Origin of the sequence: Paenibacillus sp. FSL P4-0113 (assembly GCF_038009305.1) — a bacterium.
GTDB lineage: Bacteria > Bacillota > Bacilli > Paenibacillales > Paenibacillaceae > Paenibacillus > Paenibacillus polymyxa_D.
Window position 1 is genome coordinate 4,842,024 of the sequence record NZ_JBBPAZ010000001.1, and the last position, 18,640, is coordinate 4,860,663.

At 47.3% G+C, this 18,640-nt stretch carries 16 protein-coding genes; 11 read left to right on the forward strand and 5 right to left on the reverse strand.

Annotated elements, in window-relative coordinates; genetic code table 11:
• Positions 1 to 23 precede the first annotated feature (23 nt).
• On the reverse strand, positions 24 to 1,154 hold the full coding sequence (gene ald / locus MKX46_RS21055) for an alanine dehydrogenase (protein WP_340954532.1): 1,131 nt from the start codon (positions 1,152 to 1,154) through the stop codon (positions 24 to 26).
• 244 nt (positions 1,155 to 1,398) lie between these two features.
• On the opposite strand from ald, the gene MKX46_RS21060 reads away from it, so the two are divergent.
• The 7 genes from MKX46_RS21060 to MKX46_RS21090 all read left to right on the forward strand — a co-directional run bounded on the left by MKX46_RS21060 (position 1,399) and on the right by MKX46_RS21090 (position 11,067).
• Complete coding sequence (locus MKX46_RS21060) at positions 1,399 to 3,063, forward strand: PucR family transcriptional regulator (protein WP_340884569.1); 1,665 nt, start codon at positions 1,399 to 1,401, stop codon at positions 3,061 to 3,063.
• A 101-nt stretch (positions 3,064 to 3,164) separates the two neighbouring features.
• On the forward strand, positions 3,165 to 4,688 hold the full coding sequence (locus MKX46_RS21065; RefSeq protein WP_341071750.1) for a copper amine oxidase N-terminal domain-containing protein: 1,524 nt from the start codon (positions 3,165 to 3,167) through the stop codon (positions 4,686 to 4,688).
• 189 nt (positions 4,689 to 4,877) lie between these two features.
• Positions 4,878 to 6,188 (forward strand): galactokinase, encoded by a 1,311-nt coding sequence (locus MKX46_RS21070; protein WP_341071751.1) that lies wholly within the window; start codon positions 4,878 to 4,880, stop codon positions 6,186 to 6,188.
• Between the two features lie 116 nt (positions 6,189 to 6,304).
• A complete protein-coding gene (locus tag MKX46_RS21075; RefSeq protein ID WP_341071752.1) occupies positions 6,305 to 7,222 on the forward strand; it encodes a PD-(D/E)XK nuclease family protein in 918 nt (305 codons plus the stop codon).
• Between the two features lie 168 nt (positions 7,223 to 7,390).
• Entirely contained in the window at positions 7,391 to 8,050 is a 660-nt protein-coding gene (locus MKX46_RS21080) for an SGNH/GDSL hydrolase family protein (RefSeq protein WP_318627026.1), read from the forward strand.
• 141 nt (positions 8,051 to 8,191) lie between these two features.
• Positions 8,192 to 9,532 (forward strand): hemolysin family protein, encoded by a 1,341-nt coding sequence (locus MKX46_RS21085; protein WP_341071753.1) that lies wholly within the window; start codon positions 8,192 to 8,194, stop codon positions 9,530 to 9,532.
• Between the two features lie 263 nt (positions 9,533 to 9,795).
• Positions 9,796 to 11,067 (forward strand): methyl-accepting chemotaxis protein, encoded by a 1,272-nt coding sequence (locus MKX46_RS21090; protein WP_029516103.1) that lies wholly within the window; start codon positions 9,796 to 9,798, stop codon positions 11,065 to 11,067.
• A 94-nt stretch (positions 11,068 to 11,161) separates the two neighbouring features.
• Here the strand turns inward: MKX46_RS21090 and MKX46_RS21095 are convergent, their stop codons facing one another.
• Complete coding sequence (locus MKX46_RS21095) at positions 11,162 to 11,374, reverse strand: hypothetical protein (RefSeq protein ID WP_013309048.1); 213 nt, start codon at positions 11,372 to 11,374, stop codon at positions 11,162 to 11,164.
• Positions 11,375 to 11,526: 152 nt separating this feature from the next.
• Between MKX46_RS21095 and MKX46_RS21100 the strand changes: the two genes are divergently transcribed.
• Positions 11,527 to 12,321 (forward strand): YwaF family protein, encoded by a 795-nt coding sequence (locus MKX46_RS21100; protein ID WP_029516104.1) that lies wholly within the window; start codon positions 11,527 to 11,529, stop codon positions 12,319 to 12,321.
• A 114-nt stretch (positions 12,322 to 12,435) separates the two neighbouring features.
• Here the strand turns inward: MKX46_RS21100 and MKX46_RS21105 are convergent, their stop codons facing one another.
• Positions 12,436 to 13,227: an SDR family oxidoreductase gene (locus tag MKX46_RS21105; protein ID WP_165144479.1), complete on the reverse strand. Its 792-nt coding sequence runs from the start codon at positions 13,225 to 13,227 to the stop codon at positions 12,436 to 12,438.
• A gap of 186 nt (positions 13,228 to 13,413) precedes the next feature.
• On the opposite strand from MKX46_RS21105, the gene MKX46_RS21110 reads away from it, so the two are divergent.
• Both MKX46_RS21110 and MKX46_RS21115 read left to right on the forward strand, forming a co-directional pair.
• Positions 13,414 to 14,847 carry an N-acyl-D-glucosamine 2-epimerase gene (locus tag MKX46_RS21110; RefSeq protein WP_069010362.1) on the forward strand — a complete coding sequence of 478 codons (1,434 nt, stop codon included), beginning with the start codon at positions 13,414 to 13,416 and terminating at the stop codon, positions 14,845 to 14,847.
• A 120-nt stretch (positions 14,848 to 14,967) separates the two neighbouring features.
• Positions 14,968 to 15,639: an MgtC/SapB family protein gene (locus MKX46_RS21115; protein WP_069010363.1), complete on the forward strand. Its 672-nt coding sequence runs from the start codon at positions 14,968 to 14,970 to the stop codon at positions 15,637 to 15,639.
• A gap of 228 nt (positions 15,640 to 15,867) precedes the next feature.
• On the opposite strand, the gene MKX46_RS21120 is transcribed toward MKX46_RS21115, so the two are convergent.
• Positions 15,868 to 16,545, reverse strand: coding sequence for a peptidylprolyl isomerase (locus tag MKX46_RS21120; protein ID WP_029516108.1), 678 nt, complete (start codon positions 16,543 to 16,545; stop codon positions 15,868 to 15,870).
• A gap of 330 nt (positions 16,546 to 16,875) precedes the next feature.
• Complete coding sequence (locus tag MKX46_RS21125; RefSeq protein ID WP_023987317.1) at positions 16,876 to 17,133, reverse strand: YqkE family protein; 258 nt, start codon at positions 17,131 to 17,133, stop codon at positions 16,876 to 16,878.
• Between the two features lie 130 nt (positions 17,134 to 17,263).
• Between MKX46_RS21125 and MKX46_RS21130 the strand changes: the two genes are divergently transcribed.
• A complete protein-coding gene (locus MKX46_RS21130; RefSeq protein WP_341071754.1) occupies positions 17,264 to 18,496 on the forward strand; it encodes an MFS transporter in 1,233 nt (410 codons plus the stop codon).
• Positions 18,497 to 18,640: the final 144 nt, after the last annotated feature.

The window sequence follows — 18,640 nt, forward strand, 5'->3', positions numbered from 1 at the left end:
GCGTGTGGTTCTTTGAGCTGTTTCTATTGTAAGGCTTTCGCCTGCCATGCCTGTTCCACGGGAACATAGGGATATCCCAGATCACGTGCGACCGCTTCGTAGGTAATATGTCCATTCAGGACATTGGTGCCACTAAGCAGTGGTTTGCTTCTGCGAAGCGCCTCCTGCACACCCAAATCTGCGAGCTGGAGAGCAAAGGGGAGTGTCGCGTTCGTCAGGGCCAGCGTCGAGGTTTGCGGTACCGCGCCCGGCATGTTTGCTACCGCATAGTGAATGACGCCATGCTTCACATAGGTAGGCTGGTCGTGTGTCGTAATGTGGTCAATCGTCTCGACAATGCCGCCTTGGTCGATGGCGACATCCACAATCACAGAACCGGGCTGCATCGTCTGTACCATGGCTTCCGTTACGAGCCGCGGAGCTTTGGCACCAGTGATTAGGACAGCGCCGATCAGCAAATCACTTTGCGCCACGGCTTCAGCAATGTTGGACGGGGTGGACACTAGCGTATGGAGCTGATTGCCAAAAATATCATCCAGTTGGCGCAGTCTTGGCAGGCTTAGGTCGATTAGTGTCACATCTGCCCCGAGACCGATGGCGACCTTGGCAGCATTGGTACCGACCACCCCTCCGCCAATAATGGTCACTTTACCGCGTTTGACCCCCGGCACACCTGCCAGCAGGATGCCTTTGCCACCCTTTGGTTTTTCCAGCAGTTGTGCTCCAATTTGTACAGCCATTCGACCGGCAACCTCACTCATCGGAGTAAGCAGCGGGAGGCTGCCCTCAACATCTAGTGTCTCATAGGAAATAGCGGCTACACCGTTGTCTGTTAAAGCGCGGGCCAGTGCTGGCTCGGCGGCCAAATGCAGATAGGTGAATAAAGTCAATCCTGGTCGGAAATATCCGTATTCAGAGGAGAGCGGCTCTTTTACCTTGATGATCAGATCCGCCTGGGACCACACGTCCGCAGCTTGCTGCACAAGAGTCGCACCCGCAGTGGCATAATCTCCATCCGTAAAGCCGCTTTCAACACCTGCGTGGCTTTCCACAAACACATGATGTCCGTGTTGGATCATTTGAGCTGCACCTGCGGGCGTTAGAGCGACACGATTCTCATTGTTTTTAATCTCTTTCGGAACCCCAATTTTCATTTCATTCACCTCTCCTAAAAATAATGGTTAAGAAAATTTCACTATCATTTTTATGCAGCCTGCTGATTAGTTACATGGACTCAAGCCGATAAATGCAATTCATGTTAGATTAGGTACAGTTTACAAGGGGTGAAGCTCCTTGACATCATACATTTTGTCGGATTATCTGACTTAAAGGCTCGACTTTTTGATGAATATATGTCATGTAAAATGACATAAAGACATATACATAAGGAGAATGCCGATGAACGGTAAAAAAACATTTACCATTGCGGATGTGCTGGAACGTCCCGTTTTCCGGCGGGCGAAGCTGGCGGCGGGGGAACAGGGCGTACATCGCCGTGTGGGTTGGGTCCATGTGCTAGAAATCACAAATGTCTCTCCGTTTGTGAGCCGTCATGACTTGATTTTGACGACCGGCCTGTGGCTTACCCGGAAGGGGGAAGAGCGCGCCGAGTATATGGAGCAACTGATCCGCTCGGAAGCTGCGGGATTGTGTGTGGAGCTGGGCACGAGCATTCATGAAATCCCTTCTGAAATTCTGGAGTTGGCGGAACGACATCACTTCCCGGTCATCGTATTTGAGCAGCCAGTACGTTTTGTTGAAATTACACAAGATATTCATTCCCTACTTATTAACCGACATCATGAACTCCTAAAAGATCTGGAACGATTTTCACGTCAACTTCAGCAGGAAACCCTGCGCAGTACTGATATGAGCGCCCTCTTGCGTGTGCTCCATGACTATGCAGCCCGGCAGGTCATCTACATGTCTTCCATTGATACCAATCGATTCGTACCTTCCGTCCAGCCGGATCTAGCGGACCGTATTGCAGATTTTTATGCCCATGAAGTGGAATCTAGTATGACCGCCGATCGGGAGGGGCATCTGCTGTTTCACCTGAATGAATCCACTGCCGTGTTGTTCCAGCCCGTTGTATGCTTCGGTCAGGTGTTTTCCGCAGTAGGTTTGGTGCTGCATGGTGAAATGCCGACAGAAGAAATGTCGCTGCTGCTCGATTACACGGCCAAGGCAGCCGCTACATTGGTGCTGAGAACACAGTTTCTTGAAGACCGATTGCTGCGTAATCAAAATGAATTGATTCAGGATGTGCTGAGCGGGCAGCTTCCCAGTGAAGAACAGGCCCAGACCCGAATGGGCCTGCGATTGTTATCGAAGGGACAGTATTTATTTTGGGCAGGGGTCATTGAGGTGGAACATCAGGACAAAGATGCCAGTCAGGTACGCAAGGAGTCCATCAATCAGGATGTGCTAGTGCTACTTCGTTCATTGTTGAAAAAAGAAACGTTGCACAATCTGCTGATGATGAAGGGGAGTCAATGCTACATCCTTTGTGCCAAGGAGGAATTAACACTGCGTTCCGCAGCGCAAATGAAAAAAGTGCTTGCCCATACAGTTCAATATATTCAGAACTATGCCGCAGGACAGCTTGATAAGGTGCGCATTCATGCAGGCTTTGGTAAGGTAAGGCATCGCATGACAGGGACGGATCGCAGTTTTGAAGAGGCATATGAGGTCATTGAAGTGGCACGAAGCGTCCCAGTCATGAAGGATCGGTTATTTTACGACAGCATCGGAATCTATCAGTTATTGAAAGCGGTGCCCCGCATTCCTTTTCTACAAGAGTTCGTAGAGGATCATTTGGGTGGACTGATTGCGCATGATCGTGAGCACCATATGCAGCTTTTGGATACACTGGATGCCTACTTTCAATCCCATGGTTCCAAGCGTGATACCGCCGGAATTTTGTACATTCACAGACAGACCCTTTATAATCGGCTGGATAAAATTAATGAAATCATAGAGGGAAATCTGGCAGACCCTGACAAACGTCGTTGCCTGGAAATGGCACTACTGGCTTACCGGATGCTCCAGGCTGAAAATTGATCCTAAATAACTAGTTCTATTTTCCATTCTACTCATTTACAATGCGTGTTAACACTGAGATAATAGAAGAGATTACGGAAATATCTTGAAAGGGGATTAATATGAATATAAAAAAATGGATTGCCGTCCCTCTTATTCTGTTAATGGTAGCTTTGACAGGTTGCCAGGCAGTAGGCGGATTTGATGTAAGTAAAAATTTATTGGGAACACTTGATGTGAAATCCCAGCAGACAACGGAGAAAATCTCTCTTAAGTTGACTCCCAAAGAAGGAATCACGCAAGGAGATAAAGAAATCGTAGATTTGATTAATTCGATTTCCGTTACTGTGGATGAAGCCAAAGTACAATCGGAGGAACTTGCTTCTGCCAAAGGTACATTGCACATCGATAAGTATAATTTACCGTTTGAACTTGCTTTAGACCGCCAAGGTTTGGCTATTCAACTGGAAGGTGCCAAAAAACCTTATTACATATCTATGAACTCGCAAGAGAGTTTGAGCGGTCTGCCTGCTGGATTTGATCCATATGTATATTCCAAAGACGTGAGAGAACTGACGAAAACAGCCGCTGCACTTATGCTCAAGCATGCGCCTAACCCTTCGACCATTTCTGCAACGTCTGTAACCGAGGAAGTATACGGTGAAAAAGACAAAGTGAAACTGACCCATCTGCATGCTGAACTTCGTGGTGATGAGCTGGTAACATTGGTAAAACCGTTCCTGGCGAATCTGGCCAAGGACGAAGCAGGCTTGAAAGAGCTGATCGGGCAAGCCATTGATATGACGAAGACGATTGCTTCCGGCATGAATATTGAAGATAGTGATAAAGTAACAGCGGAACTGAGTGCTAACAAAGAAAAAATGGTCAATGAGGCTTATACCGAAGTTAAAAAATATTTGGATATAGCTGTTGATCAATATGATGTAGGAGTTAGCACCATGTATGCACAGTCCCCTGAAATCAAAACGGTCCTGAGTGCTAACACGGTTCTGAAAAGCGACATGTATTTTGATGAAAAAGGAAATGTTCGCAAAGCGGCAACAGACCTGACGGTTGCTTTGCCAGATGTGGATGGTCTTCCGGTGAAGTCCTTCACAATTCTGACCGAAACTCAATCTTGGAACGTCAATGGTAGTGTGACGGCTGATAAAGTGGATATTTCTAACGGTGTTATTGACTTGAATAAACAAGCTGAATTAACTCCGGGAGCGACGCTGCGCAATTTTGAAGCGAATTCTCCGATCTACAACATTTTAAAAAATGATTTGGAAATTACAAAAGTAGAAACAACTTTCGATCCTAAAGACGATTACTACGTCTTGGAGAATCGTGGTGGTACTGCCTTTATTCCATTGCGTGAACTGACGAGCGAACTGAACTCCGAGTTAAAATGGGATGCAGCTGCCAAACAGACTACTGTAATTGATGATATTACAGGTAAGACGATTAAGCTGAAAAGTGGCTCTAAACAAGCTGTATTGGAAGGAAGCACATTGACGTTGCCACAAGCTCCATATACGGATGAATATGGCACATTGTATGTTCCTTTCAAATCAGTTGCCGAGGCGCTTGGCGCCACAGTAACTCGTAACAGTGATGGAGAATATGTACTGAAACGCGACTAAAAAGAAATTCAAGGAACCGGCCCAATTAGGGGCTGGTTCTTTTTTAGTTATATTGATAAAATGCTCAGTAAAGCGATTAAAATAAGCGCTTACAAATTTTAAAAGTGCCATACTTTTATACAGGGAGAATTGAGATAATGATAGTATCATTCCAGCATAGTAAAACACATACAATTAGGGGGATATACAATGAAAGATATGGAACTATTGAATTCCAGAGAGGGACAAATAGTGCTTGCCCGAATGTACGGTCAACAGCAAATCTCTGAGCAAACGACTCGATATGAATCACTTATACAGGCGTATCGGGAGCATTTTGGTGTAGGGGATATTGAACTGTTTAGTGCTCCGGGGCGCTGCGAAATTGGTGGAAATCATACAGACCACAATCACGGGAAGGTGCTGGCAGGCAGTATTACACTTGATACCATCGCTGTAGCTTCTAAAGTGGAGGAATCTGTAATTACATTCTTTTCTGAAGGCTACAAGACGAAGTACGTCATCGATTTAACTGACTTGTCGCCAAAACCGGAGGATGACAGTACGATGCTGCTGGTCCGTGGTATTGCCGCTGGTCTACTTGAATTCGGATACCGTATTGGGGGATTCCAAGCTTATATATCAAGTAATGTATTCTCTGCTTCAGGTTTAAGCTCTTCCGCTTCTTTTGAAATGTTGATATGTACGATATTAAATCATTTTTATAACGAGGGAGCGTTAGATGCTGTTGCTAAATCCAAAATTGGTCAGTATGCAGAAAATGGCTATTGGAACAAGCCGTCGGGGCTGCTCGATCAGATGGCTTGTGCGTATGGCGGCTTGATTTCCATTGACTTTGAAAATCCCAAGGAACCGATCATAAATCCTGTTCATTGGAATTTTGAACAAAACGGATATTCCCTTGTTATTGTAAATACAGGTGGAAATCATGCTGATTTAACGGACGATTACGCGGCAGTGCCCAACGAAATGCGTGCAGTGGCACAATCTTTAGGCGCAACGGTTTGCCGTGACTTATTGCCGGAGGATCTATATGCCAACCTCAAGATGGTCAGGGAAAAAGCAGGAGACCGTGCAGTGCTGCGGGCATTGCATTTTTTTGAAGAAAATAGACGTGTGGATGAACAGGTGAAATCACTGGAGGAAGGGCGCTTTACTGATTTCCTGAGGCTCGTTACCGAATCTGGTAATTCCTCATGGAAATGGCTCCAAAACGTATATAGAAGTGGGATTGCGCGGGAACAAGACGTATCGGTTGCACTGGCTTTAACCGAAATGTATTTAAAGTCAATAGATAACAGCGCATGTAGGGTACATGGTGGTGGCTTTGCTGGTGTCATCTTGACGATTCTTCCGAATGATCATGTGGATGATTATAAGGAGTGGATTAGCGGCATGCTGGGAACTCCGGTACTTGTTGTCAACGTCCGTGAGGACGGTGCCGTTAATGTTAGTGATTTGATCAATGTTGAACGGACTCATTGCGAGTTTACAAGCTAGTCAGTCAGTAGAAGACTTTAACCCATGGGTTAAAGTCTTCGTCCTTTTTATCGCCGATACAGCTCAGGTTTGCGTTATAATAAAGAGATGATAGTTTTAATGAAGGAGGGCTTGTCATGGCTATATACCCGTCCTGGTCCTATTCGCAATCGAGGGCTCAAACGTTCGATGAATGCTTACGCAAATACTATTATCATTATTACGGCTCGCATAATGGCTGGAATTCGGCACAGGGCACTGAAGAGCAAATTACATTGTATCGGCTCAAGCAACTGAGCAACTTATATATTTTATTCGGGAATATTACGCATCAAATGTGTGAATCCGTCATACGTGGATGGATGGAAAAAGGGGCTATCCCGCGCACAGCATACCTCGAGACAGCGATGAAGAACATGTTGAATAACAGCTACAAGGAATCGCTACACCGTGAGCTATGGCTACAAGATCCGAAAAATCGCGTCATGCTGGCGGAGGTTTATTACGACGACGAGGTGCTTTCGGAACGGATCGCCCTTATTAAGGAACGACAGCACGCGGTGATACACAATTTGTACCGTACTGCGGTTTGGCGTGAACTGCAACAGGGAAAGGCCCGAATTGTAGAAGTGGAAAAGTGGGATACGATGCTCCTTCATGAGACGAAAGTGTATGTCAAAATGGATTTGCTCTACCGTAGAGACAATGGAGACATGGTCATCGTGGATTGGAAAACAGGCAAAGAAGGCGATTTTTCCGACCAACTTTTTTTGTATGCTTCCTACGTGCAGGAGCACTATCAGCTTCCTTTGGAGAAGATCGAGGTACGTGTGGAGTATTTGATGACAGGAGAGCATGAGGTATATCGTCCCGCGCAAGAGGATATCGACAAAGTGGTTGGTAATGTCGGTCGATACATCGATGAAATGAAGTCCTGTCTCGATGACGATTACTATAACCGCCCCAAGCCCGAGTCTTTCTTCACTCCGATGCCTTCACGCAGAGCGTGCGGAGGCTGTAATTTTCGTGAGGTGTGTAAGTACCGAGCGGTGTGAAATGACTTGATCGCCTTTGCCACCGGATTCCTACCCTAATTAAAGCTAGTGAATCCGGCCATATGGCAAATCTATAATTCTTCTATATTTTGAAACCGCTTTATAATTTAGATGACGCGAGGTATGATAAGGGTATTATTGGAAAATATGAAGGAGGAAGTTAGGAAGATGACGAGTACAGAACACGCACGTATTCTATTTCAGGGAGATTCTATAACAGACGGAGGAAGGGGACGAAATGAGGATGCGAACCATTGGCTGGGTCAGAGTTATGTGTATCTGATCGCAGGTGCATTGGGGAGCCGTTTGACGACCACACAGCCAGAATTTGTGAACCGGGGAATTTCGGGGGATCGAGTTTCAGATTTGTATGCACGCTGGAATGAGGACATGTTTAGCCTGAAGCCGGATCTGCTCAGTATTCTAATCGGAGTGAACGACGCCTGGCGGATCGTCGAGCAGGAACCGTCCGGGGTGACGGACCGATTTGAACGAGCGTATCGCCACCTTCTGGAGGAAACGCGTGAAGTGATGCCTGATCTGGGACTCGTGCTGTGCGAGCCGTTTATTTTGAAAACAGGAGCTACCGAAGCGCGATGGAACATTTGGCAAGAAAAAATAACGGGGTATCAGCGTATTGTACGTCAGCTAGCGGACGAATTTGGTGCTGTATTTGTGCCGCTCCAGAGCATGTTGAACGAAGCCGCTACCCAGGCGGACGCCTCCTATTGGCTGCATGACGGGGTTCATCCGACAGCGGTTGGGCATCAGTTGATAGCTGATCAATGGATAGATATCGTGCAAAAGAGTCCGCTGGCGATTCGCTAACAGGGTCATACATAGTCTACTCCTTGTCATTTTTGGGTAATACACGATTATGGACATCATTACTTATGTTATGGTTCCATCCAAAAATGAATGTCAAAGGGGGTGCTTCTTGCTTCATCATGAACGGAGCAAGAGAGGGCTATGGAAATGATAAATATCATTCTGGTTATATTACTTATCGCATTAACTGCTTTTTTTGTGGCCTCGGAGTATTCCATTATTCGTGTGCGGGTATCTCGCATCAATCAATTGGCCTCAGAAGGTAACAAAAATGCGAAAGCTGTTAAAAACATTCTGTCTCGGCTGGACGAGTATTTATCTGCTTGTCAGCTCGGAACGACATTAACCTCAATGGCGCTAGGCTGGCTAGGGGAATCTACTGTTGAACATCTGCTACACCCCCTGTTTGTGCTGGCTCATATTCCGGCAGGCCTGACGGGAGTGCTCTCCTTTTTGCTGGCTTTTCTGATCTTGACCTATTTTGAGGTGGTCATTGGGGAGCTGGTACCGAAAACATTCGCCATACAGATTGCGGAACCGATGGCATTGTTTTTTGCCCGTCCGATCACGATATTTTATAAAATGACCTATCCTCTGAATTGGGTTCTTAGTCGTTCATCGCGTGTCATTACAGGTCTCTTTGGGCTCAAAAAAGTATCTGAAGAAGATGCAGCACTCAGTGAAGCTGAGCTTCGTTTGGCGTTATCTGAAGGCTTTCGTAGTGGTGAAATTACACCGACAGAATATCGATATCTGAACAATGTATTTGATTTTGACGACCGTGCAGCGCAGGAGATTATGGTACCGCGCATCCACATCCGCTCCATCTCCCACCAGGCAACAGTGGCCGAGTTTATGGAGCTGATCGAGGACAAAGTTTATAATTTTCTACCTGTAGCTGAACATGGCGACCGGGATCGTATTATCGGGATGATTCGCGTTAAGGAAGCCCTGCATGATTTGGCACGTGGGCACAGCACAGGGAATACGACGATGGCTTCTTATATTCATCCGGTGCTTCAGGTTATCGAGACGGTTCAGGCTCGGGATCTGCTGATTCAGATGCAAAAACGACGCATTCCAGTAGCGGTGCTGGTGGACGAATATGGTGGAACATCTGGACTTGTCACACTGGAGGATATTATGGAGGAGATTGTTGGAGACATTCCTTCCTATACCGACACCGAAACCCCCGCAGCGTTAACTCCACTCATTACAAAAACAGATGATCATCGCTACATACTCAAATCACAGGCGCTCATTCATGAGGTCAATCGGCGCTTGGAGACGGATATTGAGGCCGGGGACGTATATACGATTGGTGGATGGATGCTTTCAGAGCGTTTTGATATCCAGCAAGGAGACAAGCTGACCATCGGTTTATGGGAGTTTACTGTACTGGAAAAAAACAGTCACCAAATAGACACAATTGAAGCGATGAAGAAAGCAGTCGTTGAACAGAAAAATGACAATGATTTTTAATAATGGAAAATGGCTTTGTCGAGTAACAGCTTGCTTAAGATGTGACGAATAGCCTGTAAAGCTTGTGGCAACGCAATTTGTCCATCTTAAGATGCAAGCTGCTACCTGGTAACATATTGTTTTTTGTAATTAGGATAGGGGACTTAAGACTCTGTATCTTTATGCTCATAAATATATCTGTCTGTGAAAAATTCTACTAGAAATGTAGCAATTTTATGGTAAAATGGAATCAAATTTGAGTTTTTTGGGGTGGGCTACAGTACATGAAGATGTCACTAGGTACGAAAATGGTTACTGCATTTGTCTCAATTTCTGCAATAACCTATGGAACAAGCGCTTTTTTTATTTTTGTACTCAAGGACTGGCTTGCTCAAGGTACACAAGAATGGGTGTACACTTCGATCATTCTGTTATTGGGTGTCCTGTGGAGTGGCATTTTGGGCTGGTTGATCTCAAAATTACTCACGCGGCCCATTGTTAGGTTGGCGAAGGCGGCAGAGGAAGCTTCGGCGGGGAACCTGTCTGTTGTGATTCCTGAACGTCGCTCGGAGGATGAAATCAAAGTTCTGTATGATGCATTTCGGCACATGATGCTGAACATTAAAGATATGTTCAATGAGATCTCGTACAGCACCAGAACCACTTCGCAAAGTGCGGAAAATCTGAGCTTGGCTATTGTACAGGCTACCACACAAATTGAGTCCATGTCTTCGGTGGTAGAAGATATTTTGAATGGCGTGGAGCAGCAAAAGCAAGCATCTGCCCAATCGATTAAAACAGCAGACCGAATGCTGGGCGATTTTAAAATGATGCGTAGCAAATCGGGACATATGCTGGAACTGTCAGGCCATATGGAGCATTCAGTAGATTCGACGCAGACCGTATTTTCATCCCTGATGGATGGAATGGGAGAGCTGACAGCATCACATGGTCGTTCGCAGCAGGTAATTGCACGACTGGAAAAAGAAGCTTCCCAAATTGAAGCGATTACAAGCACCGTGAAGGATATTGCTGAACAAACCCATTTGCTGGCGTTGAATGCTTCTATAGAAGCGGCGCGTGCGGGAGAAGAAGGGAACGGGTTTGCGGTAGTGGCTCACCAAATTCGCGCACTTGCCGCCCAAAGTACGGAGTCTGTGCAGCAAATAAATGCCATCGTTAGCCGTGTGCAGTCACAAATCGTAGAGACAGTGCAGTTGATGCATCAGCAAACGTCATTGGTCAGTGCCGAGGCGGAACGGACAAGCTCTGTGGATCAGACGCTGAACCATTTGAACGCTATTGTACGTGAATTTGTCGAGAGCATCCGTTTAATGGAAGAGGCCGTGACGGAGCAGACGAATCGGGTAGATCAAACCTTTGAGCAGATCCATCGTATTCAGCAAATGTCTGGGGCCTTCTCTGAAGGGGCTCACAAAATTTATACAGCTGCTCATGAGGAGACAGCAATTATGCAGGAAATTTCGTCTTCTTCCGAGGATTTGAAAGTGCTTACGAATAAACTCATGATGAAAACACGTGGAATGCAACTATAATCAGAAATCGTCATGTGAGGCATGATATATACGAACAAAATGTAGCCGCTATACACCGGAAAACGCAGCAAAATGGTTTCCCGGTGTGTAGCGGCTATTTTTTAATTTCAAAAAACTCACATTGTTTTCTAGGGTGGTAAGCCAGATCACTGACGCTGGATTGCACGACGATGGTTTGATCGTCGAAACGGATTATGATTCCGCCAGAGCCAATCAATTGGTCATCCTGAAATACTCGGACACGAAGATGACGTTCCAGTGCCTCATTGAAATCCTGATCTGTAATTAATCGGCGATTAATGGCCATGAGGGTTCTCCTTTGAATATAATATCTTTTATCATAAAGGTAAGGTATTGAACAAGCAAGAAACGCGGCTAGAACATAATTGGCTATTGGGTATAAAATAGAATGCAATGAAGCGAGAAAGAGATCGAGAAAGAGATCAAAGGGGGCTAGCTATGGATAGGTCGTGGTCAGGGCCTTGGTTTGATGCCAACGCGCCAGAAGGGTTCGAGGCTTTTTCTCCGTCACATGGGTTGGCTGTATTGGGACTCATTGTTTGCGCTTTGCTGCTGTGGCTGACTAGGGGATGGATTCGGTCGAACAAGCCTGTAAGTGAGGGAATTCGCTGGTTGTTAATTACAGTCCTCATTCTGTCAGAGGTGACTCTGAATATTTGGTATGTGATGCAGCATATTTGGGATGTCCAGACTTCATTGCCATTAGAACTGTGTAGTGTGACACTGCTGTTGTCTATCCTGATGCTCATTTTTCGAAGCCGCTGGTTATATCCGATCATCCTTTTTGCCGGAATTGGAGGGGCGCTCCAAGCAGTACTCACGCCTAATTTGGCATATGCCTTTCCGCATTATCGTTTTATCCATTTTTTCGTAGCTCATAGTGCTATTATTTTGGCAGCCTTGTATATGACCTGGATAGAAGGACTCAAACCGACATGGAAGAGTGTGGGGGGAGCTATGCTTTTTCTGAATGGCTTGGCGCTGATAGTGTGGATCGTAGACGATGCTCTCGGTGCTAACTACATGTTTCTAGCCGGAAAGCCGTCGACACCGTCGATATTGGATGTTTTGGGGCCATATCCTCTGTACATTCTGGCAGAAGAAGCCATTGCACTGCTGTTCTTTTCGCTTCTGATGCTGTTGTTCGAGGTGCTCCCGGGAGGCAGGCTGTATGTCCGCTTTCGCAAAGGAGCTGTGCATGGTGCTGATAGGTCGACATCAAAGCCGTTGTAAAGCCATATGAAAGCAGCCTTCTCCACAAGTATCTGACCAAGGATAAGGCTGCTAAGAATGCTAAGAATGCCTAAACAATAGTACGCCTGGGGATAACGTTCTCCATTCTAATACTTAACGCAGTAGTGATTCTGCTCCGTCTACATAAATTTCCGTACCCGATACATGAGATGACTCGTCTGAGGCGAGAAACAGGACCAGATTGGCAACCTGCTCTGGTTCACCAGGGGCATCCTCTAGCGGATGCTCTCCGCCCTTCGGAAATTCGACTGGAATTTGTACCTTCTTCAAGTCTTCCGAAGGGTATGTGTTATTGTCAATTTGCGTGTCGATGGCTCCCGGGCATATCGCGTTGACCCGAATTTTGTAACGTGCCAGCTCCAGCGCTGCCATTTTCATAAACGCAACCTGAGCTGCCTTGGTGGAGGCGTAGGCTGAGAATCCAATACCCGAAAAGGTTCGATTACCGTTGATGGAGCTGGTAATGATAATGCTGCCGCCGCGTTCTTTCAGGTAAGGAACGGCATATTTAACAGTAGCAAAGGTGCCGCGAAGATTAATGTTCATCGTGCGGTCCCATTCCTCTAGCTCCAGTGTCTCGATAGGGGCCATGGTGCCGTTAATGCCTGCGTTGGCGAACACGATATCCAACTTTCCGTACGTTTCCACGACTTTAGCGAACCCCTGCTGTATCATATCTGGCTTGGAAATGTCACATTCCAGCACAAGTGCTTCACCGCCAGCCTGCTCAATAATTGCTTGGGTCTCCTCTGCATGCTTGGGTGTCCGATCCAGCATGACCACCTTGGCGCCTTGTTCTGCAAAACGGATCGCGGTCGCCTTGCCGATTCCTGAACCTCCCCCACTGACCACTGCTATCTTTCCTTGCAATCTCTGCTCTGCCATTGACTATTCCTCCCATTCCGTTCATAAACTAAACCTGACTCGTTATTCCATACCTCTGTACGTTGATGGTGAAACAGTCACCGCTGGATTTCACCCCATTTGCGAAATATGGTAACATAGGGAACCAGCAGGAACTTATAGCAGGAACACGTATCGGGGAAGACCGGGTGACGGAGGTGGATCGAATTGAGCTATAACGCAAATGACCAACCCGAATCGACAGACGCTATAGCACTGACCGGAAAAGTGAAACCGTGGGCACTGAGCGGCCCCAGTATTCAAATCGATCCGTTGTTTCCCTATTACGCGAACCGTTCGCGGGACAGTATAGCAGATGAGATCGCCCTTGCGGGCTACCAGACCGTTCATTATTTTGTCGTGCGTGAAAATGAAGTGGATGGAGCGCTTGTTGCTGCTTTTCAACGCAGAGGCATAGCGGTGTGGGCGATGGTGCTAGGCAACGGTTCTTTTGGCGTGTCCCAGCTGCCGCCGGAGTGGAAAGGATGGCGCATGGAGCTGCTGCGCGAACCGAACGACGGGTTTCAGCGGCTTTCGCATTTTGCCCAGGAGTATGTGGAATGGAAAAAGAAAGCTGCTGCCCGGCTCGTCACCGACATTCCGTTCGACGGGTTCGAGGTGGCGGAGCCTTATTTCCCCGAATGGAACGGGCTGCGCAGTGGAGTGTACGGGGATATTGGGCCACATGCACAGCGCGCCTTTCGCGAGCGTAGCGGTGAGGACATTCCGGATTTTCGCGACAAGCATGCGCGGAATTATTACCGGAAGGTTCCGAAGCTGTACGCGCAGTGGGTTGATCTGCGTGTGGACGCCGTGAATGGCCTGATCAGCGAGCTGGTAAACGGTGCGGGTGGTGTGCGAGATGTCCGACCGGACATCTGTGTGGCGACATGGTCGCTTGCTGTGAGCGGACGCGGCGATGTCCCCGGCCAGCTACGGGAATGGCAGGGTCTTGACGCGGTAGCCATGATCGGGTGCGTAGCCCCGGATATGCACGTGCTCCAGACCCATTGGCCGGACTGGATGCGTCGCCGTCTGCCGCCGCAGTATACTCGCGGCTACGCCCGCATCGCGCAGTCGATACGAGCCGCTTATCCGGGCCTGCCCCTCGGGGTGCAGGCGGATATCGGTTCTCTCGCGCGTATGGTTCGGGACCATGAGTGGACGCGGCGGTTTGGCGCTGCCGCCTTGGAGGGCGGGTACGACGCCTGGACCGCCTATGAATACCATTTGGGTGGTTACATGTACGATGAGCCGCCCAAACCGCTTAAGGCGGAACGATCAGCTGAAGATGAGGTGGTTATTTCTTTCAGCAAGCGGATTGCTACACCGTCTGTAGATGAGCTGCGTATATGGAGCCGGGAGGACAGAGCAGGTACAACACGTGACCTGAGCCGCCACCTAAGGAAGGATTCACTAACGTTGTTAGAGCTTGTGGATGCCGTAGCAGACGGAAACCGTCTATTGCTGCGTATACGCAATTTACCAGCGGGGGCGTTCAGCTTGCGCCTTGATGGTGTACAGGATACACCGGAGTTGTGGCTGCTTAAGGGGAGAAAGGTACATCGCAATCTGCCAGAGCATGAAGTGAAGATACCTTAAAATTTGGGTAATAACAAAATAACAGCTGTATAAACGGCTCATTTGCCGTAGCATTATTGAGTTGTATATATTAAGGCAACATCTTTTCAAAACATAAATAAATAGTGGAGTGAAAAAAGTATGTGGGATTGGGATTATCTGATTCGGGTCATGTTCGCTGGCTTGTGCGGTGCGTTAATCGGCTATGAACGGAAGAGTCGGATGAAGGAGGCAGGCATTCGCACGCATTTCATTGTCGGTATTGGCGCAGCGCTCATGATGGTGGTATCCAAATATGGGTTTCAGGATCAAGCCGTCTGGTCTAACCTGTCGCTGGACCCTTCCAGAATAGCAGCGCAGGTTATAAGTGGAGTCGGCTTTATCGGCGCAGGGATGATTTTCACACAAAAAAATAGAATCAAAGGATTGACCACTGCCGCAGGCATCTGGACTACCGCCGGAATCGGTATAGCCGTAGGTGCAGGGATGTATGGGCTTGGTGCAGGTGTGACGCTGTTTATTTTAGCGGCTCAGTCCTTGCTCCATAGTCGGTTTTATCAGATGGCTACCCCGTCTACGCGACAAGTGGTTGTTCAGGTCGACAATGAACCGGGCGTACTGAATCGGATCAAAGAACTGTTGGAGCACAAGAAGCTGACCATTCACAGTTTTCACGCCGAGCGCATCAATAACGGTGAACAGTTGGTTATTCATATGCTTCTAAAGCTGTCCCGGTCAGAGGGAGTGGAGGAATTGCTGTCACTGCTGCAAGAGATGGAAGGTATTCGTTCAGTCGAGGCCAAGTCCAATTAGACGAATATTTACTGCTCATACAGTAGTTTTTTTGTCGAACGCTGGCGGCTCTTATAACGGAAAAAAACTTTGAAAATAATGATTGAAAACGCTTCCTTTTGTGTATATACTCTTACTACATCATAGAGGCAGCAGCTTAGAGAGCATCAAGGGATAAGCAAAAACGACCTCACGCGTATGCGCAAGGTCGTTGCTGTTATCCCGTTTTGAAAGAATAATTTGAATGTCTTACTTTACTTTGACTGGAGCTGGATATTTTTTACCCAGCGTATCCACAGTTACTTTTTTCATCGTAGCCGGTTGGATCGGTTTGTCATTGCTATCCCGTTTGGAATTGACGATAGCATCGACCACGTCCAGCCCGGACGTTACTTTACCGAAAGCGGCATATTGACCGTCGAGGTAGTCCGCATCGGCAACCATGATGAAAAATTGCGATCCGGCCGAATCCAGATCCGCTGAGCGGGCCATGGATAATACGCCACGTGTATGTTTGAGTGTATTGTTAACACCATTGCTCTTGAATTCGCCTTTGATACTGTAGCCGGGGCCACCTGTACCGTTACCTTGCGGATCACCACCCTGAATCATAAAGCCTGGGATCACACGGTGGAAAATGGTGCCGTTATAGGCTCCCTTTTGTACCAAAGAAATGAAATTGTTAACCGTGTTCGGTGCTACTTCCGGATACAGCTCAAGCTTAATTTTCTTGCCATCATTCATGACAATCGTGACAATCGGATGGGAAACAGCCTTGTTCTTGTCTTTAGTCGCAGCAGGAGTTGAAGTGCTTGTCCGGCTGGCAGCTTCCACATCGGCCGCTTTTGTACCGCATCCAGCAACCAGCACGAGCATGATGGCCAGTAGGCACAGCGTGTACCATGGGCGTATCGTTTTTCGGTTCATTGATATTCCTCCTGAAAGGTTGGATGGTGTAACATCCTAATTTAAAGTTTGGGGGCAGCGCAGAACACTTTTCCATTTTCTATCATACCTTTTTTGCTGGGGATAAGGAAATACGGGTTTGAAAGCCGTATTCTTGACCCATACTGCTGCTATTCCCAAGGAAAGGGGCAGGATCATGATGGAGGTAGACAAAAAGCTGGCAAAAGGTCTCATATGGGGTATGGCGTTCAGTCTGCCGGTTTGGGTAGGGGTGCTGTACTCAGTACAACATATTCGTGACTGGCTATAACATAAAGCGTAAAGATAGGCCAAAACCGTTATGGTTTTGGCTTATTTGTATTTGTGCCAGTCCAAATTGCTGTTATTCAGCAGATGCTCAAAGTTGTTATCCAGCTTCTTCTGTTCAGCTTTTTTTGCTTCGACGGCACGCTGCCGTTCGTCTTCTTTACGCTTGTCCTGTTCTGCTTGGGCTTCATTGGCTTGAGCCTTAAGCTTATTCAGCACATCCTGACTCAACAGATCCTTTAACGTAGCAGGTTTGTCCTGAGCCGCAGGAGCAGGGGAAGACGAATTTCTCTTCTTAGCCATGTCATCATCTCCATTCCATTCGATTATATCAGCTTCTTCACGGTTGTTCCACGATGGAAGGATGAGGGGGCGGTAGACTTTTCTAATTGAGGGGGTAATAATGGAATGAGCAGAAGGGACGTGTGGCATCATGCATCTATATTGGAAGCGAAACCTGGTCATTTTGTGGATTGGCGTGTTGTTTTGCAGCATGGCCTATTCCGTGTCTATTCCGTTTTTACCTATTTTTCTGAATACGGAAATGGGCGTAAATGATCATTTGGAACTGTGGTCGGGGACTGCCTTTGGAGTCACTTTTTTAGCCAGTGCGCTGATTGCCCCATTTTGGGGTTCGCTTGCAGATAAATATGGACGTAAGCCGATGCTGATTCGTTCAGGCTTTAGCCTGGCGGTGTTGTACCTGATATGTGCTTTTGTGACAGATCCATATGTGTTCGTAGGAGTACGACTGTTTCAAGGCCTTCTATCCGGGTTTATTCCTGCTGCGATTGCGCTGGTCGGAACGGGTTCGCCAGAAGAGAAAACGGGCTATGCGCTCGGTATAATGGCGACCGCTGGGGCGACAGGCAGCATTATAGGCCCGTTGATCGGTGGTGTAGTGAGCCATTATTATGGCAATCGGAATGCCTTTTTCTTCTCTGCAGCTCTTGTACTGGTATCTGCATTAATTGCGACCTTTGGCGCTAGAGAGGACAGCTTCAAGGGAACCCGTACCCGCTCGCATGTTCGTGATGATATCAAGGAGGCTATTGCTAACCGGCCATTGTATTTTTTGCTTATTTTGGCTGGGATAAGTACCTTTTCCGTTATGATATTGGAACCGTTAATTACGGTATATGTACTTGAGATGGGAGTTGACCGCAGCCAAGCGTCTCTAAGTTCCGGGATTGTATTCTCAGCCGTAGGCATTGCGGCGGTGTTGATGGCTCCTCAATGGGGACGGATTGGGGGACGGACCGGATTTGCACATGTGCTGCTGATTGGACTGATCGGTTCGGGAATCGGGAACATCTTACAATTTTATGTGACCAACTTCGTTGGTTTTGGTGCGCTTCGGTTTGGATATGGATTGTTTTATACGTCCGTCATGCCTGCTATCAACGCAATGACTGTGGAGGTCACCAAGCCGGAGTTTCGCGGACGAGCCTTTAGCTTGAATCAATCAGCCACCCAACTCGCGACCATGGCGGGGCCGTTGATTGGCGGCATGCTTGGCAGCTGGATGCCAATCCGCTGGATCTTTGTGTTAAACGGTGGCATATTGCTGCTTGCAGCGTTGTTGCTATGGGCCAAGGGAAAAAACGTTTTTCCGGTTTCAGCCAAGAAGAACGTCACGGATCAGGATATTCATTCTGCCGGATAGGAGAATGACAGCAGATTGTCTAATGGCATAAGCTTAAGGCTCCTAGAGCAGGTCTTTTTTTGCGTGATTAGATAATTATCCCAAACCTTTACTTTTAGTATACTTATTCATAACCCTCTACACTGATAATATGACAAGGAGGGA